The following is a 17,780-nucleotide window of genomic DNA, read 5'->3' as shown; positions in this document are numbered from 1 at the left end:
AGCACGATCAGAGGAAAGAGCCGTGAATTAAAGACAAGAAGGGTCTGTTTTTCGGCCGACTTGGATTTTTTGAACCTCAAGCAGCGAGGGCCTCAAAAATCGGTGGGTACTTCAGACCTTCCCTAATGGCTTTCCAGATGCTGTGGATAAGCAGTTGAGCAGGGCCGGCGGAGGGTGACGATCAGAATCGCGATTCCAGATAGGTGCTCTATAACCCAGTAAACTCGAATAAAAAGTATGCAAGGCAAAACCGTTAGCAAACGCTAGCCGCACCATCCAGGACGTCAGAAGTTCATCAGACAATGGCTGAGGATGGATGGGAAGCATGTGCTAGATCCTCGATGCCATCTGCGTCCTATCACTTGGTGGAACATAGCCACATTCGTTCATCACATCGGCAGTGATACGCTCTTCGCCGGACTCCATCGCATACTCTGCAGAGGCATTAAGCAACAGCGAAAGCTCTCCTATGTATCCTTCACACAGGGCCAAAGCCTTTGCGGCCAATGGTTTCTCATGTAAAGCCGACGGCTGGCGCAATGGCAACAACCGCTCAAACGACATGAGAAGCTGCAAGAACCCTTTATTCATTTGCCATTTTGGTAGGAACTCCGGAGGAAACCGGTTCTGGATCTGAGGATCGATACTAACCGCACGAAGTAAATCGCCAGTACCGCTACCCACAATGGAGATCTGAAGTTCATTGCCTAGATACTTCAACAAATTTAGAGACTGCTGCTGCCTAACAGAAGTTCCAGCCAGCATATTATGAAGATCATCAATAACTAGGACTTTTAATTGGACCGCCCTCAAGACCTTTATTACGCGCACACGCTTGGCGTCTGTGGATGAAGCAGGACTTTTCTCAAACAATTTCCCGAGTATTTCAGAATAAATACTTGCTTCTGTTGGACTTGGAGGAGTTTCTATCTTTAGTACCGGGCATAAGATATGCTCGCCTCTCGGATTTTCGTCGGGTAAATTACGCCCAACAAATTTATCAACTAAATTAGATTTTCCGTTGTTCGTGCTACCTACGATAAGCATGTTAGGCATGCGTGTTTGTCGTGGATGTGCGAGCAAACGGTCAAGCTTCTTGAGGATGGCATTTGCCTGGGGATAGCCAATCCAGCGACGGTTGGCTATCCATAGAATACGTGCTTCCGCATCACGCTCGATTAGCTTGAGGGCTTCAGGATGAAGATGATGATAGCTCGCCATGGATCACCCCAACTCTATGTCGTCAAACGGAATGATAACTTCGCCAAAAGGGTCTGAATCTTCATGAACATCGACAGGCGATTCCGATTGAGATTTCTGATGAGCCCCCAAAGATTGCCTGCGTCGTTGGACATTTCGCAAACTCCTCTTCTCGCGGGCGCGCTGGGCCTTCGCTAAACGAGTACTCTCGATAGCGCTCTCCTCAATTTTCCGCATCTTCATAACCCCTTGAAAAATAGCGTCCTCATCGGGATCATTATTAGGGTCATTTTTTATACGTTTAAGCGCAGCTTTAAGCTCCCAGTAACTTATTGCAGGCCGAGCACTGTTAAGATACGGGATAGGGACATATGTTTTAGTGTCTGGGTCCAAAAAATAAACCACACTAATATCTCTAGGATCATATGCGAAGATAAATTTTTTGACCTTATTCGTATTTTGATCCATCGCCTTTATCCACTTACGTAGGACCGGCGAATAGTAATGAATGTAGTTAACCAGCGCACCTGTCTGCTGTATGGTCCTTTCAAGATACGGGGTAAAATCCAGACGGAACGTTTCCTCATCAGAAACCCTAGCTGGCAACCCAACCCCGAGCTGACTTTCTGAACCATATACAAGCTGAGAAAACTTTTTAATAGGAGGAATTCCACCGTTACCGGAATGCTTAGAATTATGATAAGAATAAACAAAGAAAGTAGTAAACCAGAGTTCCAACTCATCCAGAGTTAAGCAAGCCTTCTGTTCTGAGTTATAATCAGCCTTGACTTTAACATTTGAAAAAGTCGTTCCTTCAAGCGTATGGCACTCAGTCATGAAGGTACGAAACGCTCGCTCTACATGGGGGCCGTAGTTTGGCTGATGCTTAGGGCGATATTCCAGTACAATATCATGCAGCGCACAAGCTCTCATCAGCATATTGCCACGGAATTCTTTTGCATTATCCACATGAATCTTGGCCATTTTCCCATGAATTGGCCATTCAGCAAGAATATCTCTCTTAGCAAGCCAGTTAGATTTTTCTTGTACTGCGTGCGCGATGCAAAGCCCCGCGGAGAGTGCACTAGGCGGATCCAGTGTCAGGCAGAAGCCAGTTACCATTTTTGTTGCAACATCTATTGCAATGGTGAGGTAAGGCCTACCTATGGGTAAGCGATGCTCTTCATCCACAAGGATCACATCTACGGGCGTATGGTCGATTTGTACGACCGCATTTGGGTAGTCGGCGCTTGGAAACTTTCCTATAGTGGGCAATAGAGTATCTCGATATGCCTTAGAGCCTAGCCGCTTTTTAATTTTAACTCCGTCTTCAATGTTACTTACTCGCCCGTAAATTGTGTTCAGATGCGGTTCCGGCAAACTACGAGATAGACAGATCTCCTTAATACGTGTGTGGAGTTGCGTAACGTTTCGTCGCTCCTTTTTGAGATAGTAGGTCTCTATTTGTTCATCAATGACTTCTTCGATCTCTTTGCTCAAGCGCCCTTGTCCTTTGTCGAAGCGAGTGGACTTGGATAGAGAAGACACGAGCCCCGTTTTCTCGTATCGCTTGAGCCATCTATAGATGGTGGGAACGCTTTTACCTGAGCGTTCCGCTGCATTCTTGACGTCCTCCATGCTTCGACGCCCGTGCAACAAAGGTTTGATGACGGAAAACTTTTCGAGGGTCTCATCCCAAGCCGCTTGATCCTGGGTTAGGTGAGATGAATCCCTAGCTGTGTCGACTTCGGGACTGAATCTAAGGTCCGCACAGCGGACCACCTCGATCGAGCCGTCCTCAATTTTCCGTATCACCGCCTCGATCAAGTCCTTCAGCTCAACAACAATTGACGCCGAGTCTCTCCAATAGACCAACTGGCCCGGCCTGATGGTTTTCATTCCACAAACTCCCCGATCGAGAGCAGAGTCGTCATGCTCAACGATATATTCAGGTCGCAATACAAGGCGCCGTTGGCAACAAGGTGCCATAAGACAGGAATAAGCTCGCCGCGCTGTTTAGGATCGGCGGCAAGCATCCCAAGCATTTTGCTAACACTGATCTCGTTGACGCTTTTAAACACATCCACAATCTTGGTACGTTGCAGCGGATCTGGACGTCTGTTTTTGAATGGCCAAAGAAATCTGACGTTATCCAGATAAGGCGTTCGGATTTCCCTCTCCGTATACACCTCAAAACGCCATCCCCGCTGAATGCTGTACGATTTGGCCGCGCGGAATTTGGGCAACAGGGTTCGCCAATGCTCGCGAAAATTCTCTCGATATTTGACCTCGTAGAGGATTGGCGGCGGTGATTGGGCCGATTCACGGAATGTGATCAGCCCATCAGGCGTATAGAACCGATTCTCCCCGGCATCACCCTTATATTCAATTTTAATGGGCTGAGGCAAAAAGCTGCTGACGCGGCGGTCAAAACGTACAAGCTCCATTAGATCCCGCTCAAGTGTCGATTCGAACCGCCCCATCAGCGGTACGATACCTGTGACGCTTCGACCGCTGACGCCAATGCTGCGGACGGGCAATGTGGGCATAACCTTCTTCATTCGCATTGATCTCTAGAAACTGTCCGCATTTTCTCATTTTACGATGTGTTTTACAGCGGTAGTTCAAAACCACAACCCGGCGAGATCACCCTCGCCCACCATGGCGTGCTGTTTCTCGATGAGTTGCCGGAGTTTGATCGCAAGGTGCTGGAGGTGCTGCGCGAGCCGCTGGAGTCCGGGCATATCGTGATTGCCCGGGCCAAGGATCGCGTGCGTTTCCCGGCGCGGTTTCAGTTGGTGGCAGCGATGAATCCGTGTCCCTGTGGATATCTTGGCGAGCCGAGTGGCAAGTGCTCGTGCACGCCGGACATGGTGCAGCGCTATCGCAACAAGCTCTCGGGGCCGTTACTGGACCGGATCGATTTGCACCTGACGGTGGAGCGGGAAGCGACGGCGTTGAACCCGCAGGTGAAACCGGGAGAGGACAGCGCCAGCGCCGCGGCGTTGGTGGCCGAGGCGCGTGAGCGGCAGCTGAAGCGTCAAGGCTGCGCCAATGCATTTCTCGATCTGCCTGGACTGAAAAGGCACTGCAAGTTATCCACAGCCGACGAAACCTGGCTGGAGTCAGCCTGCGAAAGGCTGACTTTATCGCTTCGCTCGGCACATCGGTTACTCAAGGTTGCCCGGACACTGGCAGACCTCGAGCAAGTCGATGCAATCAGACGTGAGCACCTGGCCGAAGCGCTGCAATACCGGCCGGCGACGCCTTAATGCTCGGTCAGATCAACCAGCGGCGCTTGCCGCACTTCGGTTTCACGCCCGGCCTGAATTTCGGTCACTCGCTTCAAGGCGTTATCCACGGCAGCTTTGTCCGCGAGCAGGCTGTAGCTGATCTGGAACTGTTTGTGTTCCTTGGGTGCAATGGTCGGCACCAGATTCAGCGGACGCTGATAGCGGCGGTTGTAGGAAAAACTGGTGCCCGGCTCCAGTCCCGTGACATAGCCCTGCCCTTGGGTGTCAGTGTTTTTCCACAGGGAAAACACCGGCAACTGCCGGGTATTGAAACCGACAGAGACACCGAGGCTACCGGCCTTGTTGTGCAAAACGGTCAGGGTTTCGCCTTTGGCATCCGCATAGGGCACGACGTTGTAGACGGTTTCGTCGTAGTCCCTGGTTGGGGCGCGGTAGGTCTGCCAGTCGGCCAAATCGCCCTTGGCCTTGTCGTTGAAAGGCGACACCTGTTTTACCGGCGCAGCAAAACGTGCGCCCTGCTCGAGGAACGGCGTACTGAAGTTACTGTGATACAGCGCTTGGTATTCCTTTGGATAATCGCCGTTGTTGGTCAACGTATCGTTGAGTGCGAAACGCACGCTGCCGGGCTCGGTGACCAGTTCAGTGACGACCGAAAAGTCGACTTTCTTGAACGCCTGCTCTTTCAGTTCGCCGCGCAAACTGATGGCGTAGGGCGGCTTTTCATCGATGTGCAGCGTGACGGTACTGGCCGGGATGTTGGCAGCGCGTCCGTGCAGGGTCAGCAGCTCACCCTTGTCCATGCCGGGATGGCCGACCCATTCGTAGCCACAGCGGGTCACCAGCTCGTTGAAACCTTCCAGCCAGCCCAGACCACCGCGCCCATTGAGCTCAATGAATGCCGGGTTGACCACATCCTTGACCGGCGAATCCCAGCCCATCCGCACGCTGCCAACGGAAGCGTGCAGGACATTCATGCCACGGGTTGGCACCACCGAGAGTTTCATCGTGCCGTTATCGATGTCGACAATGCTCACGCCTTCCTGCCGCCCACCGTGCAAAGTTCGCAGGCTCACAGAGAAAGGTTTGTCGGTTTTCACGCCAAGTTGCTCACTGGTGACGGTCCAGTTTTGCGCGGGTTTGTCAGTGTCGAGGAGGACGTAATCCCAAGCCATGGCATGGGAGGCAGCGGACAGTGCGCCGAGTGCGGCGACAAGTTTGAGCGGGGTCATGGCAGCAGCCTTTATTGGAGTTGTGCCATTTTTATAGCGCTGCGGAAACGTTTCAGCAAGTACGAATGAAGGAGATACAGGGTGATCTGCAATATCGGCGGCAACGCATTCGCGAGCAGGCTCGCTCCCACGGGGTTTTCGGATGTTCACAAGATTTGTGAGCCATCCAGAAAACTGTGGGAGCGAGCCTGCTCGCGAAGCTATTTCAGTGGCGCATCAACGAAAGCGATCAACCTCGGAACGCAAGTCCGCCGCCAGTTTCTCCAGCTCTTTGGCAGTGACCGCGAGGTTCGATACAACTTCACGCTGCTCACTGTTCGCCAGCGCAATGCTTTGCAGGTTGCTGCTGAGCAAGGTCGCCGTGCTGCTCTGCTCCTGAGTCGCCGTCGTGATCGCCGCAAACTGCTGCCCCGCCGAGCGGCTCTGCTCATCGATGCGCGCCAGTGCCGAAGCAACATTGGCGTTACGCGACAAGCCTTCCTGCATCAGCACGTTGCCCTGCTCCATGGTGCTGATCGCGTTGCCGGTTTCCTGCTGGATGCTGTGAATCATGCTGGTAATTTCATCCGTCGCCTGACGGGTGCGCGAGGCCAGGCTGCGCACTTCATCAGCCACCACGGCAAAGCCGCGACCTTGTTCACCGGCACGAGCCGCTTCAATCGCAGCGTTGAGCGCCAGCAGGTTGGTCTGTTCGGCAATCGAGGTAATCACGCCGACGATGCCGCCAATTTCCTGGGAGCGCTGGCCGAGAGTGTTGATCACTGTTGCGGTACTGTTCAGGGCGCCAGCAATCTGCTCCAGAGACGACGAAGCTTCTTCCATCGAGCTACGGCCGATTTGCGTTTGCTGAGCGTTTTCCTGTGCCAGGCGCTGGGTTGCGCCCATGTTGTCGGCAATGTCCAGCGACGTCGCGCTGAACTCTTCAACCGCACCGGCCATGCTGGTGATCTCGCCGGATTGTTGCTCCATGCCTTCGTACGCGCCGCCGGACAAACCGGACAGCGCCTGGGCACGGCTGTTGACCTCTTCCGAGGCGCGGCGGATGTGCTCGACCATGGTCGACAGTGCCTGGCTCATCTGGTTGAACGCGCGAGACAGCTGACCGATTTCATCGTTACTCGACACGTTCAGACGCACGCTCAGATCACCGGCGCCCAGGGCCTCGGCCTGACGCACCAGGTCACCCAGCGGCGCCAATTTGCTGCGCAGCAACCAAACCACAGAGCCAACCGCCAGCAACATCGCCAGCAAACTGCCAATGGCCAATTGCGTGCCTACACTCCAGGTCACTGCACGAATCTCGGCTTTCGGCATGCTCGCCACTACCGCCCACGGCCCGCCGTCGAAGGGCACCGAAACGCTATAGAAGTCTTCGGTTTTGTCGCTCCAGAAATGGCCTTTGCCCGGCGTTTTGGACATGCCGCCGATCACCGGGATCGCTTGATCCAGCACTTGCACACCTGCTGGCGCAACCAGCCATTTGTTCTGTTCATCAAGCAAGGCCAGCGAACCGGTCTGACCGATGCGGAAGCGCTTGAGGTTGTCGAACTGGGCGTTCTGCGCGTCGGTGTAATCGAAGCCGACGAACAGCACCGCAATCACCTTGCCGCTGCCATCGCGCACCGGGGTGTATTGGGTCATGTAAGAACGATCAAAGAGCAACGCCCGGCCGACGTAGCTTTGCCCCGCCATCAGCTTCGCGTAGGCCGGATGCGCATGATCGAGCAAGGTGCCGATGGCGCGGCTGCCATCCTGTTTGGTCAGGGAGGTGCTGACCCGCACGAAGTCTTCGCCGCTGCGCACAAAGAGTGTGGCAACGCCCGCGGTCATTTGTGTGAACTCGTCGACTTCCATGAAGTTGTTGTTCAACACTTCGCTGCCCAGGTGCAGACCCGGGGTCTGGGTGCCGGCAACCGTTACCGGCTCACTCGGGTGAATGCTCAAACCGGCGCTGAAGCGCTTCTCGAACAACCCGCTCAAGCGCTGAGTGCTTTCACGCAACGTGCCGTGGAAGGTGCTCAGTTGGTCGGCCAGCAGCCGAGCCTCACTGGCCAGGTGCTCTTCACGGGTGGCAAGGTTGGCGTTATCCAGCGAACGCAAGGCAAAGACTGTACTGCCGCTGATGACAATCGCCAGTATCACGGCGAGCGCGAGGCCCAGCTGCGAGGCGATCCGAGCGCGAGGTTGAGACATGGTCAGCTCCTGGCCGAGCCACGCGATCCTCCTTGATCTCGACTCGGATAATTTTCTAATAGTTGGGGGTCACTCGTGGACACCGGCACGACGGTTCCACATGCACGTATTCGGCGGCGGCGCTGAATACTTGAGCGATTAGCAGGGTTATGGCACAAGGCCGGCACTGTGACGGCTCTAACGTTTCAGCTCAAGCGCGCAACTGCCGGCAGTTCCATGGCGCGGACCTCGCCTTGCAGGAAGTCGCTGAGACGACGCAAACGTTCACCTCCCGGACGGGTTTTGGGCCATACCAGGTAATAATTCAGGCCACTGGCGACAGCCGTAGGCCAAGGCAGGCTCAAGCGGCCTTGCGCCACATCTTCAGCCACCATCAACAAATCGCCCATCGACACGCCGTAACCCCGCGCCGCGGCGATCATCCCCAACTCCAGCGTGTCGAACACCTGCCCGCCCTTGAGCGACACCTGATCCGCCAACCCCATGTGCTCCAGCCAACTGCGCCAATCGCGGCGATCCGGGGTCGGATGGAGCAACTCGGCAGCAGCCAGTCGGGCCACGTCCCAAGGTTGATCGTGCAGCAGACTGGGCGCGCCAACGGGGATCAGTTCCTCGGGAAACAACAGGGTGGCCTCCCAGTCCGGCGGAAAATGGCCGTCGCTCAGCAACACCGCGCAATCGAACGGCTCATCGTTGAAGTCCACCGAGTCGATGTCCATCCATGCACTGGTCAACTGCACCTCGTTGCCCGGCTGCAAATGCCGGAAGCGACTCAGGCGCGCCAGCAACCAGCGCATGGTCAGGGTCGATGGCGCCTTCATGCGCAGGATGTCGTCCTCGGCACGCAAGGTGTTGCAGGCGCGCTCCAGCGCCGTGAAACCTTCGCGGATGCCCGGCAACAGCAGGCGCGCCGCTTCAGTCAGTTGCAAATTGCGCCCGCTGCGATGAAACAGTCGACAGGCGAAATGATCTTCAAGCGTTCGAATGTGCCGACTCACGGCACTCTGGGTGATGGACAGTTCCTCGGCCGCACGGGTAAACGAGCTATGTCGCGCTGCTGCTTCAAATGCGCGCAGGGCATACAACGGAGGAAGTCGACGAGACATGCACAAAGCTCCTGTAGCGGGATGCGGCCAACTTAGCAGAATTCTTCCATGATGAGTTTTAATCATGCCAGCCATCCTTTTTATCCCTTTGTGCAATCCCTTCCAAGCGCCGAGAATCGAGGTTCTCTTGTTCCCCTATTGATGGCGGGTGATGACCATGCAGCATCCTGTGCGTACTGAACTCTGGGCCATCCTGCGGCTGGCGGGGCCGTTGATTGCCTCGCAGTTGGCGCACATGTTGATGGTGCTGACCGACACCTTGATGATGGCGCGCCTGAGCCCCGAGGCGCTGGCCGGGGGAGGCCTGGGCGCCGCGACTTACTCGTTCGTGTCGATTTTCTGCATTGGCGTGATAGCGGCGGTCGGCACGCTGGTAGCGATCCGCAAGGGCGCGGGCGACATTATTGGCGCCGCACGCCTGACCCAGGCCGGGTTGTGGCTGGCGTGGCTGATGGCGCTGGGTGCCGGGCTGCTGTTGTGGAACCTGAAACCGGTGTTGCTGCTGTTCGGCCAGACTGAAACCAACGTCAACGCCGCCGGGCAATTCCTGATTGCCCTGCCGTTCGCCCTGCCCGGCTACCTGAGCTTCATGGCCCTGCGCGGCTTCACCAGCGCCATCGGCCGGGCGACGCCGGTCATGGTCATCAGCCTGGTCGGCACAGTGGCGAACTTCCTGCTTAATTACGCGCTGATCACCGGCATGTTCGGCCTGCCGAAACTGGGCTTGATGGGCATCGGTCTGGTCACGGCGATCGTTGCCAACTGCATGGCACTGGCCCTGGCCTGGCACATTCATCGGCATCCGGCTTACGACGCTTATCCATTGCGCGCAGGGTTGTCGCGACCGAACCGGCAGTACCTCAAGGAGCTGTGGCGCCTCGGCCTGCCAATTGGCGGCACCTACGCGGTGGAAGTCGGGCTGTTCGCCTTCGCCGCGCTGTGCATGGGCACCATGGGCAGCACGCAACTGGGCGCGCATCAGATTGCTTTGCAGATCGTGTCGGTGGCATTCATGGTGCCGGCGGGGATGTCGTACGCCATCACCATGCGTGTCGGTCAGCATTACGGCGCGGGGCAATTGGTCGATGCGCGAATGTCCGGGCGAGTCGGGATCGTGTTCGGCGCAGTGGCGATGCTGGGTTTTGCGATGGTGTTCTGGCTGCTGCCGAATCAGTTGATCGGCTTGTTTCTCGACCATAACGATCCGGCGTTTGCCGAGGTGATCCGACTGGCCGTGAGCCTGCTGGCAGTAGCGGCATGGTTTGAGTTGTTCGATGGTACGCAGACGATTGCCATGGGCTGCATTCGTGGGCTCAAGGACGCGAAGACCACGTTTTTGGTCGGGCTCGGCTGCTATTGGCTGATCGGTGCGCCAGCGGCGTGGTGGATGGCGTTCCACCTGAACTGGGGGCCGACGGGTGTCTGGTGGGGGTTGGCGCTTGGGCTGGCGTGTGCGGCAGTGAGTCTGACGCTGGCGTTCGAGTGGAAGATGAAGCGCATGATTCGGCGTGAGCCGCAATCTCGGGGCTTCAACATCCCTCAGCCTGAATGAGTTTCACCTTGGGGGAGCGAGCCTGCTCGCGAATGCGATCGGTCAGTCAAATCATCTTTGCCTGACACACCGCTTTCGCGAGCGGGCTCGCTCCCACAGGGGTTCACGCCTAACCCGGAGATCGTGTTCAGCTCACGATTTCTAGCGCTGGCTGCTGGCTTGCGCCGAAGGTGAGATATTCAACCAGTTCCGCCAACGGCAACGGCCGGCTGATCAGATACCCCTGCACCTGATCGCAACCAAACCCGCGCAGCAGTTCAAGTTGCTCCGTGGTTTCCACGCCTTCAGCCACCACTTCCAGATGCAGGTTGTGCGCGAGGTTGATCATCGCGTGCACCAGTTTGCGGTTCTCTTCGCGCTGTTCCATGCCACCGACGAAGCTCTTGTCGATCTTCAGCAAAGCGATCGGCAGGCTGTTGAGGTGCACGAACGATGAAAACCCGGTGCCGAAGTCGTCCAGCGAGAAGCGCACGCCGAGGCGGCCGAGGGCGTCCATGGTTTGTTTGACCAGGTCACTGCGGCGCATCACTGCGGTTTCGGTCAGTTCAAATTCGAGCCACTGCGCCTCGACGCCACGTTCGGCGATCAAACGGCTGAGCGTCGGCAGCAACTGGCTGTCCTGAAACTGACGGAACGACAGGTTGATCGCCATGTGCAGCGCCGGCAAACCGCGCTCGCGCAGGGCCTGCATGTCGCGCAGAGCCCTGGAAATCACCCAGTAACCCAGCGGCACGATCAAGCCACTCTGCTCGGCCAGCGGCACGAATTCACTGGGTGGCAGCAGCCCACGTTCACCATGGCGCCAACGCACCAAGGCTTCGAGGCCGACGATCTGGCCGTCTGCGATATTCAGGCGCGGCTGGTAATGCAGTTCCAGCTCGTCGCGACGCAAGGCCCGGCGCAGTTCGCTTTCGAGGTCGGCCATGCTCCGCGCGTTGCGGTTGATGCGTTCGTTGAAGATGTGAAAGGTGCAGCCCTGCGTGCTTTTCGCCTGCTGCATGGCGATGTGCGCATGCCACATCAACGGGTCGGCGCCACCCTGCGCGCGGGCATGGGCGATGCCGAGGCTGGAACCGATCAACAGGCTTTCGCCGTCGACCCAGTAGGGTTCGGCCAGGGCTTCGGTGATGCGCTCGGCCATCCACTCGGCGCGTTGCGGCGCGCGGCGGGTGTCGATCAGCAGGGCGAATTCGTCGCTACCCAGGCGCGCCAGTTGATCACCGGCCTCCAGCTGACTTTTCAACCGCGCAACGACTTGCAGGATCAAGCGGTCGCCAGCCTGATGACCTAAGGCGTCGTTGGCGTGACGGAAGTTGTCGAGGTCGAGATGCCCGAGGGCCAGGCCTCGTCCGTCGTTTTCCGCCAGGCGCGCGGCGAGCAAGGTCTGGAAGCCCTGACGGTTGGCGATACCGGTCAACGGATCCTGTTCGGCGAGGCGCTGCAGAGTGTTTTCCAGTACGCCGCGTTCGCGAACGTGGCGCAGGCAACGACGGAGCATGCCAGCGTCGAGGGCATCGAACACCAGCCAGTCGCTGACGCCAACGGGCGCGGTGACCGGTTCGTGCTCCAGCAGCAACACCGTCGGCAAGCTGCAACGGCCCGGCGCCGGTTGCAATGCAGGAAGGGTCAACAACACCGCGTTGCGGTTGTCTTCGAACAAACGGCTGACCGACTCCCAGTTCGGTGCGCTGATCAGCACTGCCGCGCTCCCCATTGGCGCCAGACACTCGCGCAATAGCGCTGTCCACGCTGGCTCTTCGGCCAGTAACAGCAAACGCAAGGGTTCGACAGGCGTAGTCAAGCTGACTCCCTAGACTCTGCAATGATGTGGGCGGCGGGCATTATGCCGGTGCGCAGACCATTCTCCAAATGACAACGGTTATCAAAAACCGAATACGCGTCATGAATGAGAACATTAGCCGCAAAATCACCATGCATCCTGCGTGAAAGTAACAAAACCGGCAAATTTGAATCGCGTGGTGCGTCACAAGTCGGACAGAGCAGCACAAATCGCTGAGCCTGTTAAAATGCCGGCCCATTTCGTCAACGACTCCCGAATTTTCGTATGTCCCGACTCAATCCCCGGCAGCAAGAAGCCGTGAGCTACGTCGGCGGCCCTCTTTTGGTGCTCGCCGGCGCTGGCTCCGGCAAAACCAGTGTGATCACGCGCAAAATCGCGCACCTGATCCAGAACTGCGGCATCCGCGCCCAGTACATCGTCGCCATGACCTTTACCAACAAGGCTGCGCGCGAGATGAAGGAGCGGGTCGGCAGCCTGCTCAAGGGTGGCGAGGGCCGTGGCCTGACCGTGTGTACATTCCACAACCTGGGCCTGAACATCATCCGCAAGGAACACGTGCGGCTGGGCTACAAACCGGGCTTCTCGATCTTCGACGAGACCGACGTCAAGTCCCTCATGACTGACATCATGCAGAAGGAATACGCGGGCGACGACGGCGTCGACGAGATCAAGAACATGATCGGTTCGTGGAAAAACGACCTGATCCTGCCGGCCGAAGCGCTGGAAAACGCGCGCAATCCCAAGGAACAGACCGCAGCCATCGTCTACACCCACTATCAGCGTACGCTCAAAGCGTTCAACGCAGTGGACTTCGACGACCTGATCCTGCTGCCGGTGAAGCTGTTCCAGGACAACGCCGACATCCTCGAAAAGTGGCAGAACAAAGTCCGCTACCTGCTGGTGGACGAATATCAGGACACCAACGCCAGCCAGTATCTGCTGGTAAAACTGCTGATCGGCACGCGCAATCAGTTCACCGTGGTGGGCGATGACGACCAGTCGATCTACGCCTGGCGCGGCGCGCGGCCGGAAAACCTGATGCTGCTCAAGGATGACTATCCGTCGCTGAAAGTGGTGATGCTCGAGCAGAACTACCGCTCCACCAGCCGCATCCTGCGCTGCGCCAACGTGCTGATTTCGAACAACCCGCACGAATTCGAAAAACAACTGTGGAGTGAGATGGGCCACGGCGACGAGATCCGCGTGATCCGCTGCCGCAACGAGGACGCCGAAGCCGAGCGCGTGGCCATGGAAATCCTCAGCCTGCACTTGCGCACCGACCGCCCGTACAGCGATTTCGCCATCCTCTATCGCGGTAACTATCAGGCCAAGCTGATCGAGCTGAAACTGCAGCACCATCAGGTGCCGTATCGCCTGAGCGGAGGTAACAGCTTCTTCGGCCGCCAGGAAGTGAAGGACCTGATGGCCTACTTCCGCCTGATCGTGAACCCGGACGACGACAACGCCTTCTTGCGAGTGATCAACGTGCCGCGCCGCGAGATCGGCTCGACCACGCTGGAAAAACTCGGCAACTACGCCACCGAACGCAAGATCTCGATGTACGCCGCCACCGATGAAATCGGCCTGGGCGAACATCTGGACAGCCGCTTCACCGATCGCCTGTCGCGCTTCAAGCGCTTCATGGACAAAGTGCGCGAGCAATGCGCCGGCGAGGATCCGATCTCCGCCCTGCGCAGCATGGTCATGGACATCGACTACGAGAACTGGCTGCGCACCAACAGCTCTAGCGACAAGGCGGCGGACTACCGGATGAGCAACGTCTGGTTCCTGATCGAGGCGTTGAAAAACACCCTTGAGAAGGACGAAGAAGGCGAAATGACCGTCGAGGACGCCATCGGCAAACTGGTCCTGCGCGACATGCTGGAACGTCAGCAGGAAGAAGAGGACGGCGCCGAAGGTGTGCAGATGATGACCCTGCATGCGTCCAAGGGTCTGGAATTCCCCTACGTGTTCATCATGGGCATGGAAGAGGAAATTCTTCCGCACCGCTCCAGCATCGAAGCCGACACCATTGAAGAAGAGCGCCGCCTGGCTTACGTGGGCATCACCCGCGCCCGCCAGACCCTGGCCTTCACCTTCGCCGCCAAGCGCAAACAGTACGGCGAGATCATCGATTGCGCGCCTAGCCGCTTCCTTGATGAACTGCCGCCGGACGATCTGGCCTGGGAAGGCAACGACGATACACCGACCGAAGTCAAAGCCGTGCGTGGCAACAGCGCATTGGCTGATATACGCGCGATGTTAAAGCGCTAGAATTGACCACTTTTCAAGATTAGGGCGCGCGTGCGCCAATAGAGGAAAAGCTTCATGGAAGCACTGCACAAGAAAATTCGCGAAGAAGGCATCGTGCTTTCCGATCAGGTCCTGAAAGTCGACGCCTTTCTGAACCACCAGATCGACCCGGCCCTGATGAAGCTGATCGGCGACGAATTCGCCTCGCTGTTCAAGGACTCGGGCATCACCAAGATTGTGACCATCGAAGCCTCGGGCATTGCCCCGGCGATCATGACCGGTCTGAACCTTGGCGTGCCAGTGATCTTCGCCCGCAAACAACAGTCCCTGACCCTGACTGAAAACCTGCTGTCGGCGACCGTTTACTCGTTCACCAAGAAGACTGAGAGCACCGTGGCCATCTCCCCGCGTCACCTGACCAGCAGCGACCGCGTGCTGATCATCGACGACTTCCTGGCCAACGGTAAGGCATCCCAGGCGCTGATCTCGATCATCAAACAGGCTGGCGCCACCGTCGCCGGTCTGGGCATCGTCATCGAGAAGTCGTTCCAGGGCGGCCGTGCCGAACTGGATTCGCAGGGCTATCGCGTTGAGTCGCTGGCTCGCGTGCAATCGCTGAAGGATGGCGTTGTAACCTTCATCGAGTAACTGCTGAAAGCCGCAAGCACCCCCTGATACCTGTGGGAGCTGGCTTGCCAGCGATGAGGCCCTGTCAGCCAACATTGATGTTTGCTGAAACACCCCCATCGCTGGCAAGCCAGCTCCCACAATGGTTTCTGGGTCGGTGTCTATTGCGCGGTGGCCTTCAGGCCGGTGAGCAGTAATCGCTGGAACAGGTCCTCCTTCAAGCCTTCCGGGTTCGCCAGCTGCATCCGCTCCAGATGCTCCGGATACAGCGAAGCCTGCGGCGCATCCAGCGCTGCCTTGCCCAGTTCCAGAATCTCGGTCAGCTTGAACTTGCTCTTCAGCCAGTTCAACGCCCGCAACAAATCCCGCTCGATCGCTGTGAAATCACAACCCAACGGATATTCCGGAAACAGATTCGGATGGCGTGCGGCAATCGCCTGCAAACGCTCTGGCGTGTTGTCGGCAAAGCGCGGATCAATACGGAAATCCTTCGGCAGTTTGCCGACTTTCTGCGCTTGTTCGATCAGTCCCGGCTGGAAGCGCGAGTCGCTGATATTCAGCAGCGCTTCGATCACGGCCGCATCGGTTTTGCCGCGCAGATCGGCGATGCCGTACTCGGTGACCACTATGTCGCGCAGGTGCCGCGGGATGGTGCAGTGACCGTACTCCCAGACGATGTTCGAATTCACCTCACCGCCGGACTCGCGCCAGCTGCGCAGAATCAGCATCGATCGCGCACCTTGCAGGGCATGACCCTGGGCGACAAAGTTGTACTGCCCGCCGACGCCGCTGAGCACCCGGCCGTCTTCCAGTTGATCGGCCACACCGGCGCCGAGCAACGTCATGTTGAACACCGTGTTGATGAAGCGCGCATCAAGGCGTTGCAGCCGCTTGAGCTCTTCCTGCCCGTACAACTCGTTGATGTAGCTGATACGGGTCATGTTGAATTCGAGGCGTTTGCTCTGCGGCAATTCACGCAAGCGCTCATAGAAACTGCGGGGGCCGAGGAAAAAGCCGCCGTGCACCGAGATGCCGTCAGTCTGCGCCGCTTCATCGAGAGTGCCGGCGTTGGCTTGTTCTTGCGTTGGCACATCCGGGTAAACCTTGCGCCGGATAATCCCGGCATCCGCCAGCACCAACAGACCGTTGACGAACATTTCGCTGCAACCGTACAGGCCTTTGGCGAACGGCCCCGTCCCGCCCTCGCGCTCGATCAATTGCGCCCACTGGCTGAGGTTTACATCCGCGAGCAAAGCTTGATAACCCGCGTTATCGGCCTGGCGCGCCAACAGTGCGGCGGTCAGCGCATCGCCCATCGAGCCAATGCCGATCTGCAACGTGCCGCCGTCGCGCACCAACGCACTGGCATGCAGACCGATGAAGTGATCCTGAAAACCGACCGGCATGTTCGGCGTGGAAAACAGCGTGCTGCTGTCCTTCTCGTCGATCAGCAAATCGAACGTATCAATGTCGACCTCGGCGTCGCCGGGCATGTACGGCAGCTCGGTATGAACCTGGCCGACCAACAAAATGGTTTCCCCGGCGACCCGGCGCTTGGCGATCATCGGCAACAGGTCGAGGGTGATGTCCGGGTTGCAGCTCAGGCTCAGGCGATCCGGGTGTTCGCTGCTGCTGGCGAGCAGTTGCGCCACCAGGTTCAGGCCGGCGGCGTTGATGTCGCGAGCGGCATGGTTGTAGTTGCTGCTGACGTAATCCTGCTGGGCCGGCGCGCTGTTGAGCAGGCTGCCGGGTTGCATGAAGAACTGCTGGATGCGGATGTTGGCGGGCAGGCTATCGCGATGCAGATCAGCGAGGAAATCGAATTCCGGGTAGTCACCGAAGACTCGCTCGACGAAGGGCTCGATAAAGCGCTTCTGCAAACCGTCGCCCAGACTCGGACGGCCCAGACACAGCGCCGTGTAAATCGTCAGTTGCCGATCGGGCAGCCCTTTGACGCGTTGGTACAACGCGTTGACGAAGTGATTGGGTTTGCCCAGCCCCAACGGCAGGCCCATGTGGATATGCGCCGGCAACCGCGCCAGCACGTCATCCACTGCCTGTTCGATCGAACACAACTGCACCATCTGAAGCCTCCCGCCCGTTCCGTTGATAGGGGTAGACCGAGATTGCCGGGGATTTACTTCAGAGGGAAGGCAATTAGTGCGAAAAAAAGTGAAATAGGCAAGTGCAGTGCTTGGTGCAAGCACATCCAGAAAACTTTCAACAATAACAATGAATTAACAACACCAAGAGAATCATCGCACAAGCCGACAGCTTCTTTCCTACGTTGACTCGAATTTAATCACGCAGAACTTCAGGAAACCTCTGAATTGAAGTTATTTGAGTCACAGCTAGCATTAAAAACGTAACACTTCATTAGCAATCAATACCTTTAGGCCAAACATAAACTTATAAGGGAAAATTATGGAAATCGACTTCTTAGGGAAACTCTGAAAAAGGCTTCCAGATTTGGTGAAATACCCGCCTCACAGGAATCGAACGGTTGAGTCCCGATGAAACAGATGTCCTTCGCCGATGCTGAGTACGCCGGCAAACGTAAGCAGA

At 57.2% G+C, this 17,780-nt stretch carries 13 protein-coding genes; 4 read left to right on the top strand and 9 right to left on the bottom strand.

The window, feature by feature from the left end; genetic code table 11:
* Positions 1–111 precede the first annotated feature (111 nt).
* Genes IEQ42_RS27830 through IEQ42_RS26920 form a run of 4 tightly spaced genes read right to left on the bottom strand, consistent with a single transcriptional unit; the run spans position 112 to position 3,761 of the window.
* The gene (locus tag IEQ42_RS27830; RefSeq protein ID WP_210706160.1) at positions 112–327 is read right to left on the bottom strand and encodes a TniQ family protein; all 216 of its coding nucleotides are present in this window, start codon (positions 325–327) and stop codon (positions 112–114) included.
* A gap of 3 nt (positions 328–330) precedes the next feature.
* On the bottom strand, positions 331–1,221 hold the full coding sequence (locus tag IEQ42_RS26930; protein ID WP_153356088.1) for a TniB family NTP-binding protein: 891 nt from the start codon (positions 1,219–1,221) through the stop codon (positions 331–333).
* A gap of 3 nt (positions 1,222–1,224) precedes the next feature.
* Positions 1,225–3,099, bottom strand: a complete 1,875-nt coding sequence (locus tag IEQ42_RS26925; protein WP_153356085.1) for a Mu transposase C-terminal domain-containing protein — start codon at positions 3,097–3,099, stop codon at positions 1,225–1,227.
* Positions 3,096–3,761 carry a TnsA endonuclease N-terminal domain-containing protein gene (locus tag IEQ42_RS26920; RefSeq protein ID WP_210706159.1) on the bottom strand — a complete coding sequence of 222 codons (666 nt, stop codon included), beginning with the start codon at positions 3,759–3,761 and terminating at the stop codon, positions 3,096–3,098. Before IEQ42_RS26920 ends, IEQ42_RS26925 begins: the two co-directional genes overlap by 4 nt.
* A 27-nt stretch (positions 3,762–3,788) precedes the next feature.
* Between IEQ42_RS26920 and IEQ42_RS26915 the strand changes: the two genes are divergently transcribed.
* The gene (locus IEQ42_RS26915; RefSeq protein WP_338109828.1) at positions 3,789–4,472 is read left to right on the top strand and encodes an ATP-binding protein; all 684 of its coding nucleotides are present in this window, start codon (positions 3,789–3,791) and stop codon (positions 4,470–4,472) included.
* Here the strand turns inward: IEQ42_RS26915 and IEQ42_RS26910 are convergent.
* From IEQ42_RS26910 to IEQ42_RS26900, 3 genes are all read right to left on the bottom strand, one after another.
* On the bottom strand, positions 4,469–5,683 hold the full coding sequence (locus tag IEQ42_RS26910; protein ID WP_210706158.1) for an aldose 1-epimerase family protein: 1,215 nt from the start codon (positions 5,681–5,683) through the stop codon (positions 4,469–4,471). The two genes, IEQ42_RS26915 and IEQ42_RS26910, sit on opposite strands and share 4 nt — an antisense overlap.
* 216 nt (positions 5,684–5,899) lie before the next feature.
* The gene (locus IEQ42_RS26905) at positions 5,900–7,876 is read right to left on the bottom strand and encodes a methyl-accepting chemotaxis protein (RefSeq protein WP_210706157.1); all 1,977 of its coding nucleotides are present in this window, start codon (positions 7,874–7,876) and stop codon (positions 5,900–5,902) included.
* A 185-nt stretch (positions 7,877–8,061) separates the two neighbouring features.
* Positions 8,062–8,982, bottom strand: a complete 921-nt coding sequence (locus tag IEQ42_RS26900; RefSeq protein WP_210706156.1) for a LysR substrate-binding domain-containing protein — start codon at positions 8,980–8,982, stop codon at positions 8,062–8,064.
* A gap of 157 nt (positions 8,983–9,139) precedes the next feature.
* Here IEQ42_RS26900 and IEQ42_RS26895 point away from each other — a divergent pair, with 157 nt between their 5' ends.
* Positions 9,140–10,534: a NorM family multidrug efflux MATE transporter gene (locus IEQ42_RS26895; RefSeq protein WP_210706155.1), complete on the top strand. Its 1,395-nt coding sequence runs from the start codon at positions 9,140–9,142 to the stop codon at positions 10,532–10,534.
* Between the two features lie 127 nt (positions 10,535–10,661).
* Here the strand turns inward: IEQ42_RS26895 and IEQ42_RS26890 are convergent, their stop codons facing one another.
* On the bottom strand, positions 10,662–12,335 hold the full coding sequence (locus tag IEQ42_RS26890) for a putative bifunctional diguanylate cyclase/phosphodiesterase (protein ID WP_210706154.1): 1,674 nt from the start codon (positions 12,333–12,335) through the stop codon (positions 10,662–10,664).
* 264 nt (positions 12,336–12,599) lie between these two features.
* On the opposite strand from IEQ42_RS26890, the gene rep reads away from it, so the two are divergent.
* A complete protein-coding gene (gene rep / locus IEQ42_RS26885) occupies positions 12,600–14,609 on the top strand; it encodes a DNA helicase Rep (protein WP_042561732.1) in 2,010 nt (669 codons plus the stop codon).
* Positions 14,610–14,663: 54 nt separating this feature from the next.
* The gene (locus IEQ42_RS26880) at positions 14,664–15,236 is read left to right on the top strand and encodes a xanthine phosphoribosyltransferase (RefSeq protein WP_042561733.1); all 573 of its coding nucleotides are present in this window, start codon (positions 14,664–14,666) and stop codon (positions 15,234–15,236) included.
* Positions 15,237–15,376: 140 nt separating this feature from the next.
* Here the strand turns inward: IEQ42_RS26880 and IEQ42_RS26875 are convergent, their stop codons facing one another.
* Positions 15,377–17,299, bottom strand: coding sequence for an acetyl-CoA hydrolase/transferase C-terminal domain-containing protein (locus IEQ42_RS26875; RefSeq protein ID WP_210706153.1), 1,923 nt, complete (start codon positions 17,297–17,299; stop codon positions 15,377–15,379).
* Positions 17,300–17,780: the final 481 nt, after the last annotated feature.

The sequence above is a fragment of the Pseudomonas iridis genome, assembly GCF_017980685.1.
GTDB classification, from domain to species: domain Bacteria; phylum Pseudomonadota; class Gammaproteobacteria; order Pseudomonadales; family Pseudomonadaceae; genus Aquipseudomonas; species Aquipseudomonas iridis.
This window is presented reverse-complemented; position numbering and strand designations above follow the sequence as displayed.